General features: G+C 63.5%; 17 protein-coding genes and 1 pseudogene. 11 read left to right on the forward strand and 7 right to left on the reverse strand.

The genetic code is table 11. The features are described from left to right. Both AB4037_RS15320 and AB4037_RS15325 read right to left on the reverse strand, forming a co-directional pair. Positions 1–1280, reverse strand: a 1280-nt coding sequence (locus tag AB4037_RS15320) for a S41 family peptidase (RefSeq protein ID WP_441772112.1), incomplete at its 3' end; no start/stop codon positions are given. Beyond that, positions 1280–2659 (reverse strand): murein hydrolase activator EnvC family protein, encoded by a 1380-nt coding sequence (locus AB4037_RS15325; protein WP_441772113.1) that lies wholly within the window; start codon positions 2657–2659, stop codon positions 1280–1282. The genes AB4037_RS15320 and AB4037_RS15325, both read right to left, overlap by 1 nt. Positions 2660–3195: 536 nt before the next feature. Between AB4037_RS15325 and AB4037_RS15330 the strand changes: the two genes are divergently transcribed. Together AB4037_RS15330 and AB4037_RS15335 are read left to right on the forward strand one after the other, a co-directional pair. Then, entirely contained in the window at positions 3196–3804 is a 609-nt protein-coding gene (locus tag AB4037_RS15330) for a YqaA family protein (protein WP_434959055.1), read from the forward strand. Next, positions 3795–4301 carry a disulfide bond formation protein B gene (locus tag AB4037_RS15335; RefSeq protein ID WP_434959054.1) on the forward strand — a complete coding sequence of 169 codons (507 nt, stop codon included), beginning with the start codon at positions 3795–3797 and terminating at the stop codon, positions 4299–4301. Before AB4037_RS15330 ends, AB4037_RS15335 begins: the two co-directional genes overlap by 10 nt. Positions 4302–4505: 204 nt before the next feature. Here AB4037_RS15335 and AB4037_RS15340 read toward each other — a convergent pair whose 3' ends face one another. Continuing rightward, positions 4506–5678, reverse strand: coding sequence for an NAD(P)/FAD-dependent oxidoreductase (locus tag AB4037_RS15340; protein ID WP_441772269.1), 1173 nt, complete (start codon positions 5676–5678; stop codon positions 4506–4508). Between the two features lie 224 nt (positions 5679–5902). Here AB4037_RS15340 and AB4037_RS15345 point away from each other — a divergent pair, with 224 nt between their 5' ends. After that, positions 5903–6358 (forward strand): thiol-disulfide oxidoreductase DCC family protein, encoded by a 456-nt coding sequence (locus AB4037_RS15345; protein WP_441772114.1) that lies wholly within the window; start codon positions 5903–5905, stop codon positions 6356–6358. Further along, positions 6355–7452 (forward strand): molybdenum ABC transporter ATP-binding protein, encoded by a 1098-nt coding sequence (gene modC / locus AB4037_RS15350; RefSeq protein ID WP_441772115.1) that lies wholly within the window; start codon positions 6355–6357, stop codon positions 7450–7452. Before AB4037_RS15345 ends, modC begins: the two co-directional genes overlap by 4 nt. Here the strand turns inward: modC and AB4037_RS15355 are convergent. Beyond that, positions 7449–7820, reverse strand: a complete 372-nt coding sequence (locus tag AB4037_RS15355; RefSeq protein ID WP_434959050.1) for a YkvA family protein — start codon at positions 7818–7820, stop codon at positions 7449–7451. The two genes, modC and AB4037_RS15355, sit on opposite strands and share 4 nt — an antisense overlap. A gap of 217 nt (positions 7821–8037) precedes the next feature. Between AB4037_RS15355 and sdhC the strand changes: the two genes are divergently transcribed. The 4 genes from sdhC (at position 8038) to AB4037_RS15375 (ending at position 11563) form a co-directional block, all read left to right on the forward strand. Then, positions 8038–8469: a succinate dehydrogenase, cytochrome b556 subunit gene (sdhC, locus tag AB4037_RS15360; RefSeq protein ID WP_441772116.1), complete on the forward strand. Its 432-nt coding sequence runs from the start codon at positions 8038–8040 to the stop codon at positions 8467–8469. A 9-nt stretch (positions 8470–8478) separates the two neighbouring features. Beyond that, positions 8479–8865: a succinate dehydrogenase, hydrophobic membrane anchor protein gene (sdhD, locus tag AB4037_RS15365; protein ID WP_434959048.1), complete on the forward strand. Its 387-nt coding sequence runs from the start codon at positions 8479–8481 to the stop codon at positions 8863–8865. Between the two features lie 3 nt (positions 8866–8868). Continuing rightward, the gene (gene sdhA / locus AB4037_RS15370) at positions 8869–10695 is read left to right on the forward strand and encodes a succinate dehydrogenase flavoprotein subunit (protein WP_434959047.1); all 1827 of its coding nucleotides are present in this window, start codon (positions 8869–8871) and stop codon (positions 10693–10695) included. A gap of 88 nt (positions 10696–10783) precedes the next feature. Then, on the forward strand, positions 10784–11563 hold the full coding sequence (locus AB4037_RS15375) for a succinate dehydrogenase iron-sulfur subunit (RefSeq protein ID WP_434959046.1): 780 nt from the start codon (positions 10784–10786) through the stop codon (positions 11561–11563). A gap of 24 nt (positions 11564–11587) precedes the next feature. Here the strand turns inward: AB4037_RS15375 and AB4037_RS15380 are convergent. After that, a pseudogene (locus AB4037_RS15380) lies at positions 11588–11937 on the reverse strand (DUF559 domain-containing protein); the annotation flags it as partial. Positions 11938–11997: 60 nt separating this feature from the next. Beyond that, positions 11998–12216, reverse strand: a complete 219-nt coding sequence (locus tag AB4037_RS15385; RefSeq protein WP_441772117.1) for a hypothetical protein — start codon at positions 12214–12216, stop codon at positions 11998–12000. A gap of 262 nt (positions 12217–12478) precedes the next feature. On the opposite strand from AB4037_RS15385, the gene AB4037_RS15390 reads away from it, so the two are divergent. Beyond that, the gene (locus AB4037_RS15390) at positions 12479–13060 is read left to right on the forward strand and encodes an AprI/Inh family metalloprotease inhibitor (RefSeq protein WP_434959044.1); all 582 of its coding nucleotides are present in this window, start codon (positions 12479–12481) and stop codon (positions 13058–13060) included. 108 nt (positions 13061–13168) lie between these two features. On the opposite strand, the gene AB4037_RS15395 is transcribed toward AB4037_RS15390, so the two are convergent. Continuing rightward, positions 13169–14008, reverse strand: a complete 840-nt coding sequence (locus AB4037_RS15395) for a fatty acid desaturase (protein ID WP_441772118.1) — start codon at positions 14006–14008, stop codon at positions 13169–13171. 244 nt (positions 14009–14252) lie between these two features. Between AB4037_RS15395 and AB4037_RS15400 the strand changes: the two genes are divergently transcribed. Both AB4037_RS15400 and AB4037_RS15405 read left to right on the forward strand, forming a co-directional pair. Then, entirely contained in the window at positions 14253–15101 is an 849-nt protein-coding gene (locus AB4037_RS15400) for a helix-turn-helix domain-containing protein (RefSeq protein ID WP_441772119.1), read from the forward strand. A 246-nt stretch (positions 15102–15347) separates the two neighbouring features. Beyond that, the gene (locus AB4037_RS15405; protein ID WP_434959041.1) at positions 15348–15809 is read left to right on the forward strand and encodes a hypothetical protein; all 462 of its coding nucleotides are present in this window, start codon (positions 15348–15350) and stop codon (positions 15807–15809) included. Positions 15810–16029 lie beyond the last annotated feature (220 nt).

The following is a 16029-nucleotide window of genomic DNA, read 5'->3' on the forward strand; positions in this document are numbered from 1 at the left end:
CCATGCAGCAGGTCGATCGCCTTGTTGAGCTGGGTATCGTCCTTCTCGTTGGCGGGCACATAGGCCGAGGAGCCGCCTTCCTCCGACTTGTTGTCGGCATCCGGATTGGCCAGATGGCCCTTGAGACCGGATTCGCCCTTGGTCTGGTCCTTGCCCTTGAGGTCGTCGGGCACGTTCTCCTGAACCACGATCTCCGGTTCGATGCCCTTGGCCTGGATCGAGCGGCCGGACGGGGTGTAGTAGCGCGCCGTGGTGAGGCGCAGCGCACCATTGCCCTGCAGCGGAATGATGGTCTGCACCGAGCCCTTGCCGAAGGAGCGCGTGCCCAGGATGGTGGCGCGCTTGTGGTCCTGCAGGGCGCCGGCGACGATCTCCGATGCCGAAGCCGAGCCGCCATTGACCAGCACGATCACCGGCTTGCCGCCGGTCAGGTCGCCGTTGCGGGCGGAATAACGCTGCACGTCGTCGGCCTGGCGGCCACGCGTGGAAACGATCTCGCCACGTTCGAGGAAGGCATCCGACACCTGGATCGCCTGGTCGAGCAGGCCGCCCGGATTGTTACGCAGGTCGATGACAAAACCCTTGAGCTTGTCCGGGCCGATTTCCTTGCTCAGCTTGTCGATGTTCTTCTTCAGGCCATCGAAGGTCTGCTCGTTGAACTGGGTGATGCGGATATAGCCGATGTCATCGCCCAGCTTCTTGGCTTTGACCGACTGCACCTTGATGATGTCGCGCACCACCTTGATGTCAACAGGCTCGCCCTTGTTTCGCAGGATCTTCAGGATGATCGGCGTGTTGACGGCGCCGCGCATCTTGTCGACGGCCTGCTGCAGCGTCATGCCCTGCGTCGCTTCGCCGTCGATGGCGGTGATCAGGTCGCCGGAGAGGACGCCAGCCTTGGACGCCGGCGAATCATCGATCGGCGACACCACCTTGATGGCCCCGTCCTCCTGGGTCACCTCGATGCCGAGACCACCGAACTCGCCCTTGGTCTGCACCTGCATGTCCTGGAAGCTCTTGGCATCCATGTAGCTCGAATGCGGATCGAGCGAGGTCAGCATGCCGTTGATGGCAGCTTCCACCAGCTTGCCGTCCTCGGGCTGCTCGACATAGTCAGAACGCACCCGCTCGAACACGTCGCCGAACAGGTTGAGCTGCTTGTAGGTGTCGGTGACGGCGGCATTGGCACCGCCCATCAGCAGCAGGTGGGGTTGCGTCACCGCGATCGTCGCGATCGCGCCCATGGCCACGCCGCAGAATAGAATGGGAAGCTTGCGAATCATCCGCGTGCCTTCTCGCCTTGATTGGCCCACCACGGGGTGGGGTCTATGGAAACACCGTCTTTCCTGAACTCTATATATAGGGCGGGTTGACCGGCACTTGAAGCACCGCCAAACGCCGCAGCCGTCGCCTGTATTCCCAAGCCCGCCTGAGACCCCGGATCGACGTTCGATCCCAAAGACGGACCTGAACCCATGGCGGCAACCGGCTCGCCCGTCAAGACAAACTGGCCCAGCCCCACATTGATCTTGTCCATGCCGGCCATCACGACATGATACCCGCCACCGGCATTGATGATCAAGAGTTGGCCGTAGGAGCGGAACTTGCCGGCGAAAACGACCCAGCCGTCGCAGGGCGCGGTGACGCTGGCGCCGGACGTCGCCGTCAGGGTCATGCCCTTGGCGGCGCCGCCATTGCCGTCATCGGCGCCGAAGCCGCGCAGCATCGCGCCGGTCACCGGCAAGCGTAACAGACCCTTGGCCTGGTCGAAGGGCATTGCGGGGGTCAGGCGGCTCGGATCCTGCAGGGCGGCGAGCGAAGGCCGGGTCTGGCCAGCCGCCGCGTCGGCGGTGTCGGCGGCGCGCCTGGCCGGCGCCACCTCGCGCTCCATGCGGGCGATCAAATCCTTGAGATTGGCGGCTTCCTGCGCCAAGGCGGTAGCATGGGCCTGTTCGCTGGTGAGGGTGTTCTGCTCCTGCGCCAGCACCTTCTGGCGCTCCTCGACCAGAAGCTGGGTGCGGGTGCGCTGCTCGGCGAGGGTGATAAGCGCCTGCTTGAGCGTGTCGCGTTCGATGGTGATCTCGCCCCGCACCCGGGCCAATTCCTTGAGATCGGCCACCAGGGCCAACATTTCCTGGCGCATTTCCGGCAGCACCGCCCCCAGCAGCATCGCCGTGCGCACCGCCTCCAGCGCGTCGTCCGGGCTGACCAGCAGGGCCGGCGGCGGATTGCGCCCCATGCGCTGGAGCGAGGCCAGCACCTCGATCAGCAGGCCGCGCTTGGAATCGAGGGAGACGCGAATATTGTCCTCATTGCTGTCGAGCGAAGCCAGTCGCGCCTCGGCACCCAGCACCTTGGCTTCGGTCTCATGCGTCTGATCACCGGTTTCGACCAATTGCTGGCGCAGCTTCTCGCTGTCGCTCCCGATCGCCTGGATCTCCTTGCGCAGGCGCGCCAGCGTCTCGTCGGACAGCTTGATCTCGCCCTGGATGCGCGCGAGGTCCTGGCGTTTGGCGGCAGCCTCGTCGGCGGCGGACGGGGCCGACGGAGGCGCCGCCTGCTCAGCCCGGGCGGGCAGACCTGCAAAGCACAGCAACGCAAACAGCGCCCCGGCGATCATGGCCGGGCTCTTGGTCGAGTTTGCGCTGGTCTCGTTCATTCAGGATAAATGCGGCCAATATGGTTAACGAAGTTTCAATCGTTAACGATTCGTCATTGTTGTCGAGAGACACTGGCGCCGTATCCCGCCTTTTCTGGGGCAGGATGAGGTTTCCAACGGGAAGTTGATCGCCGCCTTCTGGAGCAAAGCGCGTTTAGGCGTAAACGCTTCTTTTCTCTAACTCTTTGTTTCGACGCGTCTTTGCGATTTGAACTGATGCCGTCAAATCGCAAAACGCTGTGGCGCCGGTGGATTTCCCGCCGTATGCCCGCTAAGGAAACTTCGAAGAGTAAGTGAATTGCCTTGAATCCGTCATTTTCAGCCACGACTAGCGGTGCAAGTCGTGGTGACAGCGTCGCCGGAGGTGGCGGCAAGTGATGACGGGATCACTTGTTCTCCGACCTCTTCCCAGGGGGCACGATCCCGCCGCGAGCGTGCCGGAATCCCACCACCGTCATGCTCTCATATCCTGCAACGCCCCGGACTGCCCGGCACCGCCCGATGGACGGATCCGGACTGCCTGCTCAGGGAAAACCATGCTGCGCCGCTTCTATGACTGGATGATCCGCATTTCGGAAAGTCCACGGGCCGTCTGGGCCCTCGGCATCGTTTCCTTTGCCGAAAGTTCCTTCTTCCCGTTTCCGCCCGACGTCATGCTGGTGCCGATGGCGGTCGCCCAACCGAAGAAGGCCTGGTTCTACGCCGCCGTCTGCACTGTCACCTCCGTCCTGGGCGGGGTGCTCGGCTATCTGATCGGCTGGCTGCTCTACGACACGGTCGGGTCCTGGCTGATCAGCGCCTATGGCTACCAGCACGGCGTCGAGCAGTTCCGCTGCCTCTATGCCCAATATGGCAGCTGGATCATCCTGATCAAAGGCCTGACGCCGATCCCCTACAAGATCGTGACCATCACCTCGGGCTTTGCCGGCTACAGCCTTTTCTGGTTCGTCCTGCTGTCGCTGCTCACGCGCGGCGCCCGCTTTTTCATCCTGGCCGGCTTCCTCAACTTCTTCGGCGAGCGCATCCGCGCCTTCATCGAAAAGCACCTGGCGCTGGTGGCGATCGCCTTCGTGGTGGTGCTGGTGGGCGGGTTCTTCGTCGTCGAATATCTGATGCCATCGGGTAGTACCGCAACATGCCAGTAAATCTCAGTTCCCGCTCCGCGCTCGCGGCCGGATTGATCGGCCTCGTCGTCATCGTCAGCGCCCTGGTGCTGCAGCACGGCTTCGGCTATGCGCCCTGCCCGCTCTGCCTAGAGCAGCGCTGGCCCTATTATGTCGGCGTGCCCATCGCCTTCATTCTCGCTTTCATCGGCGACAGGCTGTCGGCGAAAGTGATGGTGGTGGCCTTGCTGCTGCTGGCGGCCCTGTTCGCCTATGGCTGCGGCCTCGGCATCTACCAGGCGGGGGCGGAGTGGAACTATTGGCTCGGCCCCGCCAATTGCGCCGCCGGCAATATCGGTTCCAACCCGGCCAATGTCGGTGGGCTCCTCGATGCGATCGACACTTCCACCGTGGTGTCCTGCACCAATCCAAGCTTGCGTATCGCCGGCCTCTCGCTGGCCGGCTGGAATGCCATCGTCATGGCCGTGATGGTGCTGATCACGCTGAAGGGCGCCGCAAGCGCCGCCAAGTCGCACTGAAAGCGCGGCCAGAGCCCATCCGCGTTCGGATTGGCTCAAGTCCTGTCATTGCCGGGCTTGACCCGGCAATCCAGCCTCTCTTTCTAGTTACGAGGCCCCTCTGGATGCCCAGGGTCAAGCCTGGGCATGACAAAAATCTACGATTTCACCTTATAGGTCAGATAGTTAAGGGCTGCTACACCAGCGCTCCACATCGGCCCACCTTCAGATCACGTTGAGCTCGAAGACCGGCTTGTTCTCGATCACGCGCCGATAGCCGAACACCGACAGGTCCAGCGTCTGGAAGCGGCCCGTCGTGATCAGTTCGGCGACGGCGCGCCCGGCGGCCGGAGCCTGCTGCAGGCCGTGGCCGGAAAAGCCGTTGAGAAAGAAGAAGTTCGGCATGGCCGGATGCGGGCCAATCACAGCATTCTGGTCGAGCGTGTTGTATTCGTAATGCCCCGCCCAGGCCCGTATGAGCTTGAGCTCCTCCAGCGCCGGGACCTGGGTGGCCAGGGCTGGCCAGACGGCTTCCTCGAACAGGCTGTAATCGACCTCGAAATCGCCGTCGGCCCGCTTCTCGCCGCGTTCGTCCTCGGCACCGCCGCAGATATAGACGTCGCCCTCCGGCCGGATATAGATGCCACCTGGCTCGACCAGCAGCGGCATGCGTGGCAACTCGGTCCTGCAGCGCACCACGAAGACGGAGCGCTTGCGCGGCTCGACTGGCAGGCGGAGCCCGGCCAGGGCGGCAACGTCGCCACCCTGCGGCCCCGCCGCGTTGACGAGCGTGCCACAGGCGATGCGCCCGCCCGATTTCAGTCTGACCGCCTCGGCCTTGCCGTCCCGGTGATCGATGCCGATCACCTCGTCCTTCACATAGATGGCACCGGCATCCCGCGCCGCCTTGCGGAAGAGATCGAGCAGGGAATGGGCGTCGAACCAGCCCTCCCCCCGGCGGCCATAGGCACCGGCAGCGATGCCCTCGACATTGAGCCAGGGAAATTCATGGCTGAGAGCCTGCGGATCGAGCAGCTCGATCGCCGTGCCCTCGGCCTGCTGGACCTGCCAGTTCTGCTCGAGGATCGCCTTACCGCCCTCGCTAGCCAGCAGGAGGTAGCCGCCCTCATGGAAACCGATGTCGGCGCTCGGGCCGAAGCGCTCCTTGAGATTGCGCATGATCTCCAGGCCGAACAGGCTCATGCGGATGTTCTCGGGCGTGGAGAATTGCTGCCGGATCGAGGCGGCCGACAGGGTGGTCGAGGAATGGGCATAGGTCGGATCGCGCTCGATCACCGTGACGGAGCCGGCGAAACCCAGTTCGACCTTGAGGAAATAGGCGGTGGCTGAGCCCATGGCGGCGCCGCCGACGATGACGATGTCTGAAGAAGAAGGGATCACAAGAAGCTCGCTGGCGGAAGGGCGATTGCGCCCGGGGGTTGGCCTTTCTATGATCGCAGGTACGGGATGCGCAATATCCCCGGGTGCGCGGACGTCTCGGCCGCATCTTCCTTTCCTGCGGATGGGCCGTGTCCAGGATGCGGATCGTCCGACACTCTCTTGAGTGTCGCAGGACGTCCGCGCACCCGGGAATGCCTTCGCAAGATCATGGGAGAGTTTTCGTGAACCAATGGCGCCCGCAGCCTGCAGGCGACCTGCCCGACGGACTGATTCTGTTCGACGGGGTCTGCGTCCTGTGTTCGGGCATGGTGGCCTTCGTCGTTCCCCGGGATGCCCTCAGCCGTTTCCGATTCGTCGCCATTCAGAGTGAAGCGGGCGCCGTGCTCGCCGATCGTTTCGGCATCCGGGCGGATGATCCCGAGGCTGTCGCCGTGATCAGCGACGGCATCGCCTATTTCAAGGCGGATGCGGCCATCGCCATCGGCCGGGGCCTGCCGGGCTGGCGCTGGGCGGTCGTGCTGAAGGCCGTACCCCGCCCCGTGCGGGATTTCCTCTATGACCGTATCGCCCGCAACCGCTACCGCCTGTTCGGCAAGCGCGAGAGCTGTCTGATGCCGACGCCCGAGATCCGCGCCCGTTTCATCGCTACCCTGCCCGATCTTGCGAGCGCCGCATGATCGAGGCTGACATCATCGTCCGGCGCGCCGGCTTCACGCTCGAATCGGCCTTTACCTCGGTTGGCGGCATCACCGCCTTGTTCGGCCGTTCGGGCTCGGGCAAGACCACGCTCCTCAATGCCATGGCCGGGCTGATCCGGCCCGACAGTGGGCATATCCGCCTCGATGGGCAGACGCTGTTCGAGGCCTCCTCCCGTACCTTCCTCGCTCCGCATCGGCGCCGGATCGGCCTGGTCTTCCAGGATGCCCAGCTTTTCCCGCATCTCACCGCCAGGCAGAACCTCCTTTATGGCCGCTTCTTCAACCGTCGATCGCTCGACGTCGCCGGCCCGAAGCTCGAATTCGACGCGGTTGTCGGCGTGCTTGGCATCGAAAAGCTGTTGGGCCGCCGGCCGAACGCGCTTTCGGGCGGCGAGAAACAGCGCGTGGCCATCGGCCGCGCCTTGCTGGCCTCTCCTCGCCTGCTGCTGATGGACGAACCACTCGCCGCGCTCGACGCGCCGCGCAAGCTCGAAATCCTGCCCTTGATCGAGCGCGTGCGCGACGAGATGAAGGTGCCGATTCTCTATGTCTCGCATGCGGTGGAGGAGGTAGCGCGCCTCGCCGCCCGTGTCGTGGTCCTGGAGGCCGGCCAGGTCAGCCGCATCGGCACGCCGCAGGACGTGCTGGTACCGGCATCCGGCCCGCTCTCCAATCAGCGCTTCGAGACGGTCTCGCTGCTGGAAGCACGCGTGCGCGGCTATGACGAGCATTACGGCCTCTCGACCCTTGATCACCCGGCTGGCCCGATCAGCATTCCCGGCCGCGCCGGCCCGCCCGGGACCAAGGTGCGCGTGGTGGTGCGAGGCTCCGACGTCTCCATCGCCATGAAACGCCCGGGCAGCGTGTCGATCCGCACCATGCTGGGGGCGCAAGTCCAGGCGATCGATGCCGATGACGGCCCAGTCGCCCGCGTCGACCTCATACTCACCGGCGGCGACAAGCTTTCCGCCTTCATCACCCGCAACGCCGTCGATGAGCTTGGCCTGGGCCAGGGCGATGGCGTCCTGGCCATGATCAAGGCGGCCTCGATCGACGCGCGGTGGGAGGGCTAGCGCCCCTTCTTCACCTCGTCCAGCCAGCGCCGGGCCGCTTCGTGATGGCGCGGCAGTATGGCGCCGGAGACCATGCGGATGGCGGCATAGAGGATGGCGGCATCGTCGGTGAAGCCGAGGCCGACGATGAAATCGGGGACGATGTCGAAAGGCAGCACGAAATAGGCGAGCGCAGCCGCCAGCGTCGCCCGCACCTTGAAGGGCGTGTCGCGGTCGAGCACCGCGTAATAGGCGGCCAGGAGATCGGAAGCGAAGGGTATATGGGCGAGCGCCAGCTTCAGCTTGGGCAGGAAATTGGCCCTGAGCTGTTCCTTGCGCCGCTCGAAACGACGGCCGGCATCGTCATACATACGGGACTGTGTGACCATGTTACCCTCCTCAACGCGAGACCATGTGGCCCCGCTTGCGGCGGTTTCAAGCATCGCATGCCCAGACATCGTGAAAATATTTCGATCTGCATGGCTGCTCTGCGCCCAAAATCCGCCAGGATCTCGGGATTCGCGTTCTAATCCATTGCACTGAGCCCGCCGACAGGATATCGCATCGCAGCAAGATTATAACGGGTCGAAACTGGAGGTCCTTCCGATGGCCGATCCTAACGCGTCCGCCGGCAAGCCTGGCCTGGCTGATTCGCGTCCCTTGTCGCCGCATCTGCAGATCTATCGCTGGCCGATCACCATGACGATGTCGATCCTGCACCGCGTGACCGGCGGGGCCCTCTATGTCGGTACCTTGCTGCTCGCCTGGTGGCTTTTGGCTGCGGCGACCAGCCCGTCGGCCTTCGCCTGGATGCAGTGGTTCATCGGCAGTCCGCTCGGCCTCCTCATCCTGTTCGGTTATACCTGGGCTCTGATGCATCACATGCTCGGCGGGATCCGGCATTTCATTTGGGACTTCGGGCATGGCCTCGGGCCGGGCGAACGCAACGTCTATGCCTGGGCCAATTTGATTGGATCGGTGGCGCTCACGGTGCTGATCTGGATCGTCGGCCTGCTGGCCTTCAGCAGCGCCAACTGAGGACCCGACATGAGCAAGAGCCTCAAGACCCCTCTCGGCCGCGTGCGCGGCCTCGGTTCGGCCAGGTCCGGTACCCATCATTTCTGGCTGCAGCGCCTGACCGGCGCCGCCATGGTGCCGCTCACCATCGCTTTCGTGCTGACGGTGATCTGCCTTGCCGGCGCCAGCCAGGCCACGGCGATAGCCACCTTGTCCTCGCCGCTCGTCGCCATCCTGCTGTTCCTGTTCATCATCGCCGGTATCGTCCATATGCGGGCCGGCATGCAGGTGATCATCGAGGACTATGTCGAGACGGAAAGCCTGAAGATCCTGGCAGTACTCGCCAACACCTTCTTCTCGCTCCTGGTAGGGGCTGCTTGTCTCTACGCGCTGCTGAAACTGAATTTCGGGATGTAAGCCATGGCCGAAGGCACCGTTACCACCCCCTCCGCCCTGGGCACTGCCTATCCCATCACCGATCACACCTATGACGTCGTGGTTGTGGGCGCCGGTGGCGCGGGCTTGCGCGCCGTGGTCGGCTGTTCCGAAGCGGGGCTGCGCACCGCCTGCATCACCAAGGTCTTCCCGACGCGGTCCCACACCGTGGCCGCACAGGGCGGCATCGCCGCCTCGCTCGGCAATATGGGTCGCGACGACTGGCGCTTCCACATGTACGACACCGTCAAGGGTTCGGACTGGCTCGGCGATCAGGACGCCATCGAATATCTGGTGCGCAACGCGCCCGCCGCCGTCTACGAGCTTGAGCATTGGGGCGTGCCCTTCTCGCGCACCGAGGACGGCCGCATCTACCAGCGCCCCTTCGGCGGCATGACCACCGATTTCGGCAAGGGCATCGCCCAGCGCACCTGCGCCGCCGCCGATCGCACCGGCCACGCCATGCTGCACACGCTCTACGGCGCGGCGCTCAAGCACCAGGCCGAGTTCTTCGTCGAATATTTCGCCATCGACCTGATCATGGATGAGGATGGCCAGTGCCGCGGCATCGTGGCCCTGAAGATGGACGACGGTACCATCCATCGCTTCCGCGCCCATCGCACCATCCTGGCGACAGGTGGCTATGGTCGCGCCTATTTCACCGCGACCTCGGCCCATACCTGCACCGGCGACGGCAACGCCATGGTGCTCAGGGCCGGCCTGCCGCTGCAGGACATGGAATTCGTGCAGTTCCATCCCACTGGCATTTATGGCGCCGGCTGCCTGATCACCGAAGGCGCCCGCGGCGAGGGCGGCTACCTCACCAATTCGGAAGGCGAGCGCTTCATGGAGCGCTATGCCCCCTCTGTGAAGGACCTTGCCCCGCGTGACATGGTCTCGCGCGCCATGACCATGGAAATCCGCGAAGGCCGGGGCGTCGGCAAGCGCAAGGATCACATTTTCCTGCATCTCGACCACCTCGATCCCAAGATCCTGGCCGAGCGCCTGCCGGGCATCTCCGAATCGGCCCGCATTTTCGCCGGCGTCGATCTCACCAAGGAGCCGATCCCGGTGCTGCCGACGGTGCATTACAACATGGGCGGCATCCCCACCAATTATCACGGCGAAGTGTTCACCAAGAAAGGCAACGACCCGGATGCGATCGTCCCCGGCCTGATGGCCCTGGGTGAAGCAGCCTGCGTCTCCGTGCACGGCGCCAACCGCCTCGGCTCCAACTCGCTGATCGACCTCGTGGTCTTCGGCCGCGCGGCGGGCCTGCGTTGCGCCGAAACGATCAAGCCCGGCGAGAAGCATGCCGACCTGCCGGCCGATTCGGCCGAGAAGGCGCTCTCACGCCTCGATCGCCTGCGCTACGCCAAGGGATCGACGCCCACCGCCGAACTCCGCCTTTCCATGCAGCATGTGATGCAGAGCGACTGCGCCGTCTACCGCACGAGCGCCTCGCTCGCCGAAGGCAAGCAGAAGATCCATCAGGTCTGGGGCAGTGCCGATGACGTGCGCGTCACCGACCGCTCGCTGATCTGGAACTCGGACCTGATCGAAACCCTGGAATTCGACAATCTGATCAGCCAGGCCGTGGTCACCATGGACGGCGCAGAGAATCGCAAGGAAAGCCGCGGCGCCCACGCCCATGAGGATTTCCCCAACCGCGACGACCAGAACTGGATGAAGCACACGCTGGCCTGGGCCGACACCGAGAAGAAGTCCGTCACGATCGATTACCGGCCCGTTCACACCTACACCATGTCGAACGACGTCCAGTATATCGAGCCGAAGGCACGCGTTTATTGAGAAAGGTGGCTCGCTGACGCGAGCAGCCGCCGACCCGACATCAACAGACCTATCCGGGCGCCTTCCGCGATCCACGAGAGACTCGAAAATGGTTCAGCTCACACTTCCCAAGAACTCCCGCATCGTCAGCGGCAAGGTCTGGCCGAAGCCGGAGAGCCAGAAGAATCTGCGCGAGTTCAAGATCTACCGCTACGATCCGGACGGTGAGTCGAACCCGCGCACCGATACCTATTTCGTCGATCTCGACGATTGCGGCCCGATGGTGCTGGACGCCATCATCTGGATCAAGAACACCATCGATCCGACGCTGACCTTCCGCCGCTCCTGCCGCGAAGGCATCTGCGGCTCCTGCGCCATGAACATCGACGGGGCCAACACGCTGGCCTGCACCAAGGCGATGGACGACATCAAGGGCGTGATCAAGATCTATCCGCTGCCGCATATGCCGGTGGTGAAGGACCTGGTGCCCGACCTTACCCGCTTCTATGCCCAGCACGCCTCGGTCGAGCCCTGGCTGAAGACCGACACGCCGATGCCGGAAAAGGAATGGCGGCAGTCGCATGGTGACCGCGAGAAGCTCGATGGCCTCTATGAATGCATCCTGTGCGCTTGCTGCTCCACCTCCTGCCCGAGCTACTGGTGGAACGGCGACCGCTATCTCGGCCCCGCCGCCCTGCTGCAGGCCTATCGCTGGCTGATCGACAGCCGCGACGAGCGCACCGGCGATCGGCTGGATGAGCTGGAGGACCCCTTCAAGCTCTATCGCTGCCACACCATCATGAACTGCGCGCAGACCTGCCCCAAGGGTCTGAATCCAGCCAAGGCGATCGCCGAGATCAAGAAGATGATGGTGGCAAGGCAGGTGTGAGGGCGGGGGTGTCACCCGCGCCAGGATTGTATCCTGCACAATCTGCGGCGTTTTCAGGATTTCGGCATTCCAGAAACGCACGATGGTGAAGCCTTGTGCTTCCAGCCAGCGATCTCACTCCTGATCATGCGTGCTTTCGGCATGTTGCGAACCATCGGCCTCGACGATCAGCCTGCATTCGAAACAGACGAAATCGACGATGTATTTCCGATTGGCGCCTGCCGGCGAAACTTCAGGTGGGATAACCGGCGACCACACAATAACCGCCAAAGCCTGGCTTCCGCGTCGGTCGATTCAGCTCGCATTGAACGGGCGAAGCCACGTTGGTCCTGCTTCACGACGTTAAAAAAGGGGTAGCGAATTATTCCCCTCATCCCCCTGCCGGGACCTTCTCCCGCATGGGGAGAAGGGATTTCATCAAATTCGCGACGCGGCTACCGCACCGGGCCGGTGACGTCCACGTCTTCCACCGGAGGAAGCTTGCCGAGTTCATTGCGGTCAAGCCGGGGAGAGGCCGCGGCTGGAACGGTGGCGGGTGCGTGGAGCGTGAGCTTGGGCAGTTCGAGATTGCTGTCGACGCGGCCGATCGGAGCGGCCGACGACGTCATCGTCGACAGGGCGACCAGCACTGCAACGGCGCTCGGGGCAGCCATGGGTTCTCTCCGGGACGTGTGACGTTCAGGCCACACCTTGGCGAAATTGATTTAAGCAAGCCTTAAGATCATCGAGCCTATCAAAGATTCGACACAGAACCAGCTCAACAGGGCAGTGTGGCCTCGCGGTCCAATTTCCCCTACGGCACGCGAGATTGTTTGCCCGATTTATCGCCTGCGGCGTTGCGCTTCTTGCTGTCGCCGTGCGCCTCGATCTGTTATGGGCAGTACCTGATAACTCTGACTGGGACCGGATGGACCGATGAGATTTTCCGCGCTGGCAATTCTACCTTGTGCCCTGCTGCTGGCGTCCTGCGCGTCGTCATCCCGCCTTGGCGACGCCTTCGATTTCGGCAGTTCGCGCCGCCCCCCACCTGATGCCGGTCGCCCCGTACCGGCGCCGGAGCCGCTGATGGCCGCACCGACGGAGGACGTGACCTCCCAGCCCCTGCCGCCCGCCGGCGGCGAGGCGACGCCGGGCGGCACGGCCGCTGCCCCCTCCACCTCGCTCGCGCCGCCGAGCAACCAGGTCGCGGCCCTGCCGACCACGCCGCGGGCGCCGTCTACCGGCGGCATCTCCGGGAGTTGGAAGATTTCCGATGCGGCGCGCGGCAGTTGCAACATCTCGCTGACGCGCCAGGCCCTGCTCGACGTCTACCGTGCCTCTCCGTCCGGCTGCCAGGCCGGATCGCTCGCCAAGGTCAATGCCTGGCAGCAGCGTGGCCAGGAGATCGATCTGCTTGAGCCGGGCGGCCGCACCGCCGTGCGTCTGTTCCCGACGGGCGACGGCGCCTATGAGGGCGCGGCCACGCTGTCGGGCGCCAAGATCCGGATGACCCGGTAGAGGGTGGCTTCCGACGGGAATATCGTGAGGGCAGGCTTCGGCCTGCCCTTTTTTCCGAATCGATGAACAGAAAACAAACAGGCGGCCGATGCGATGGGCCCGCCAGGCTCATCCCTGTGCGGGCGCCCGGCCATAGGGATGGATCAGCGTGTCGTGCTCGGTGACGAAATAACGCCGGGCCACGTCCCAATAGCCGTTATAGACCAGACCGCCATTCTCACGAATCACCCGCTCGCGGTTAGCGCGGTACCAGGCCGGGATTTCGTACCAGGGCATCATCGGATTGTCGTGATGCACGACATGCAGGTTGTTGTAGAGGAAGAGCAGGCCTAGCACCGGCGCGTTCTCGACGATGGCCGTGCGCTCCTCCACGTCATTCTCCGCGCGGTGCTCGGCGAAGGAACGCACCAGCATCAGCGCCGTGCCGGGGTAGACGATCGCCACAAAATACACGAGCGGATTGAGACCGCACACCAGCACGAGCCAGGCCAGCACCACCAGGAGCTGCAGGGCGTGGCTGGTCCAGATGCGGCGATGCATCGGCTCATTGCGCCACACGGCACGGGCTTCGCGGAACAGGAAGGTCGACATTGCCCGCGCCGGCCCGATGATCATCCGGCCAAGGAAGGTGGCGTTGGCGCGGATCGTCCAGGCATGGAAGCGGCCAAGCCGATCCCATTGCTCCTGTGTCCAGTAGTGCGATTCCGGATCGTCGAGCGGGTCGGTCAGCCGTTCGTCGCGGTGATGCAGCAGGTGACTGATGCGATAGGATTCATAGGGCAGCCATAAGAGCAGCGGCCAGCAGCCGATCCAGCGATTGAGCGTCCGGTTCGAGGTCGGATGCCCGTGGATGATTTCATGCTGGAGCGAAGCATGCCAGGCGACCGTCCAGGCTCCGAGCGGAATCCAGAGCCAGAGCGGAATCGCGGCATGAAAATAGGTCAACATCCCCCAAAAGCTATAGATTAAAGCTGCAAGAGCGACGGTCGGCCACTCGACCGCCTTCCGTCTCCGCCGCGCCTGAATCTCAGCCTTACGCATTCAAATCACTCCATAATTACAGTGATGATGCGGCGAAAGCCTAAATCACACAAGGATTGTGTTGTCGCATAACATTGACATTTGTAGTTTAATAATCTCCTATGTAGATTGTTTCATCATTCGTTGATAATTATAAACATTCAGGGCAGAAATGGCACACCCTACCGCGGCTCAGAGCTTTCGCGACCGGCTCGAACGGGTCATTGGCCAGACCGGCCTGAACCAGGCGGGCTTCGCCCGCCATGTCGGCATCGATCGCTCCACCCTGTCGCAATTGCTGTCGGCGGAGAATGACCGCCTGCCGCGGGCCGAGACTTTGGCGGCTATCGCCAAGGGCTGCCGCATCTCGATCGACTGGCTGCTCGGCCTCAGCCAGCGCGAGCAGATCGGCGCCGAGCTGGTTGAAGCGGTGTTGACCATCGAGACCCAGGCCCATGCCCCCTTCAACGAGCGCTTCCTGCGTTGGCATGCCGAGGCGGCGGGCCGCAAATTGCGCACCGTGCCGATGAGCTTTCCCGACTTCCTGAAGACGGACGAGGTCATGCAGTTCGAATATGCGGTGGCGCTCGGCCCAGATTCGAACCCGGCCCTGGCCGAGCGGCGGCGGTTGACCATCGCCGCCATCCGCGATGGCGGCGAGATGGAGGCCTGTGTCTCCGTCCAGGCGCTGGAACTCTTCGCCAAGGGCCAGGCCCAATGGGAGGGCTTCGATAGCGCTGCCCGGAAGACCCAGTTCCACACCATGGCCAACCTGGTGGACGAACTCTATCCGACGCTGCGGCTCAATCTGTACGATCTTAGGCACACCTATTCGGCGCCCTTCACCATCTTCGGCAATTCCCGCGCCGCGGTCTATCTAGGACCGACCTACCTTGTCCTCAATGCCAGCGAACATATCCGCCTGCTGACACGCCGCTTCGATGACATCGTGCGCACCGCCACCGTGCAACCCCATGTCGCGGCCGCCTATCTGCGCGATCTCGGCGCCTCTCTCGACTGAGCAGGATCGGCACGGCGCGCGACCGGAACGCTCCAGCTCCACGCCTTGATGCGGCGCTGTTCAACAAGGAAAGTCCTGATTTGTCATAGCTGGGCTTGTTCCGGCTGTAACAAGGCACACGCAAACTCGGATGAAGTTTAGGTACGCCGTTCTCCATGCAAGATGAACGCCACGTGAACGAGCGCTTGCATCGTTGTTCACACAGTTCCGGCTATGGTGCCCGCAGATCTGGTCTGGAGAAGCTTCATGCCCTGCCGAACCCTTATCGGGGTGATTGCCGGTCTGGCCCTCCTGACCCTGGGCTTTCAGACCGATGTGAATGCCGCCTTCGCGCAAAACTCGTTGAATAATTACGCCCAGACGCCGCAGCAGGCACCGACGCTGGGAGCCAATCGAGGTCTTCCGCAGGCACCGAACGAGGTCGGTCGGGGGCCGGACGAGGCAGGGAATCCACGCCTGCTGCCGCCGCGCGCCATCATTTCCAGCCTGGCCGGCCGGGGATACCGCAACGTCGTCATCAAACGCGTGCGGGGCGACAGCTACATCGCCGAAGCGGAGGGCTCGGAGGGCGGGCGCGTCCTCATCGTCATCGATGGCCATACCACCGAAATTACGGGACTGCGGCAATTGGGCTGGGCCCGGCCTCCCCGCCAATGGGACAATGACAGCTGGGTCCCGCCGCGTCCCTGGAGTGGTCCACGCTGGTAGGCTCGAGCTGAAACTCGATAGCTCGGCGTGCTCCGGAGCAGTCCGGCAGCCCGCCTGCGCTCCCGGCGCGGGCGGGCTCGTTATTTGACGCTGCCACCACAAAAGATGCTGGCGCAAATTACGGTCTCTGCGAGCCGCAATTCTCTCCAATTTTCGTTTCGATGCATTTTCTTGATCGAAAAGTCTGCCGACTTTTCTGGAAAATGCGTTAAGGAGCAGG

The sequence above is a fragment of the Labrys sp. KB_33_2 genome (assembly GCF_052114505.1).
Taxonomy (GTDB): domain Bacteria; phylum Pseudomonadota; class Alphaproteobacteria; order Rhizobiales; family Labraceae; genus Labrys.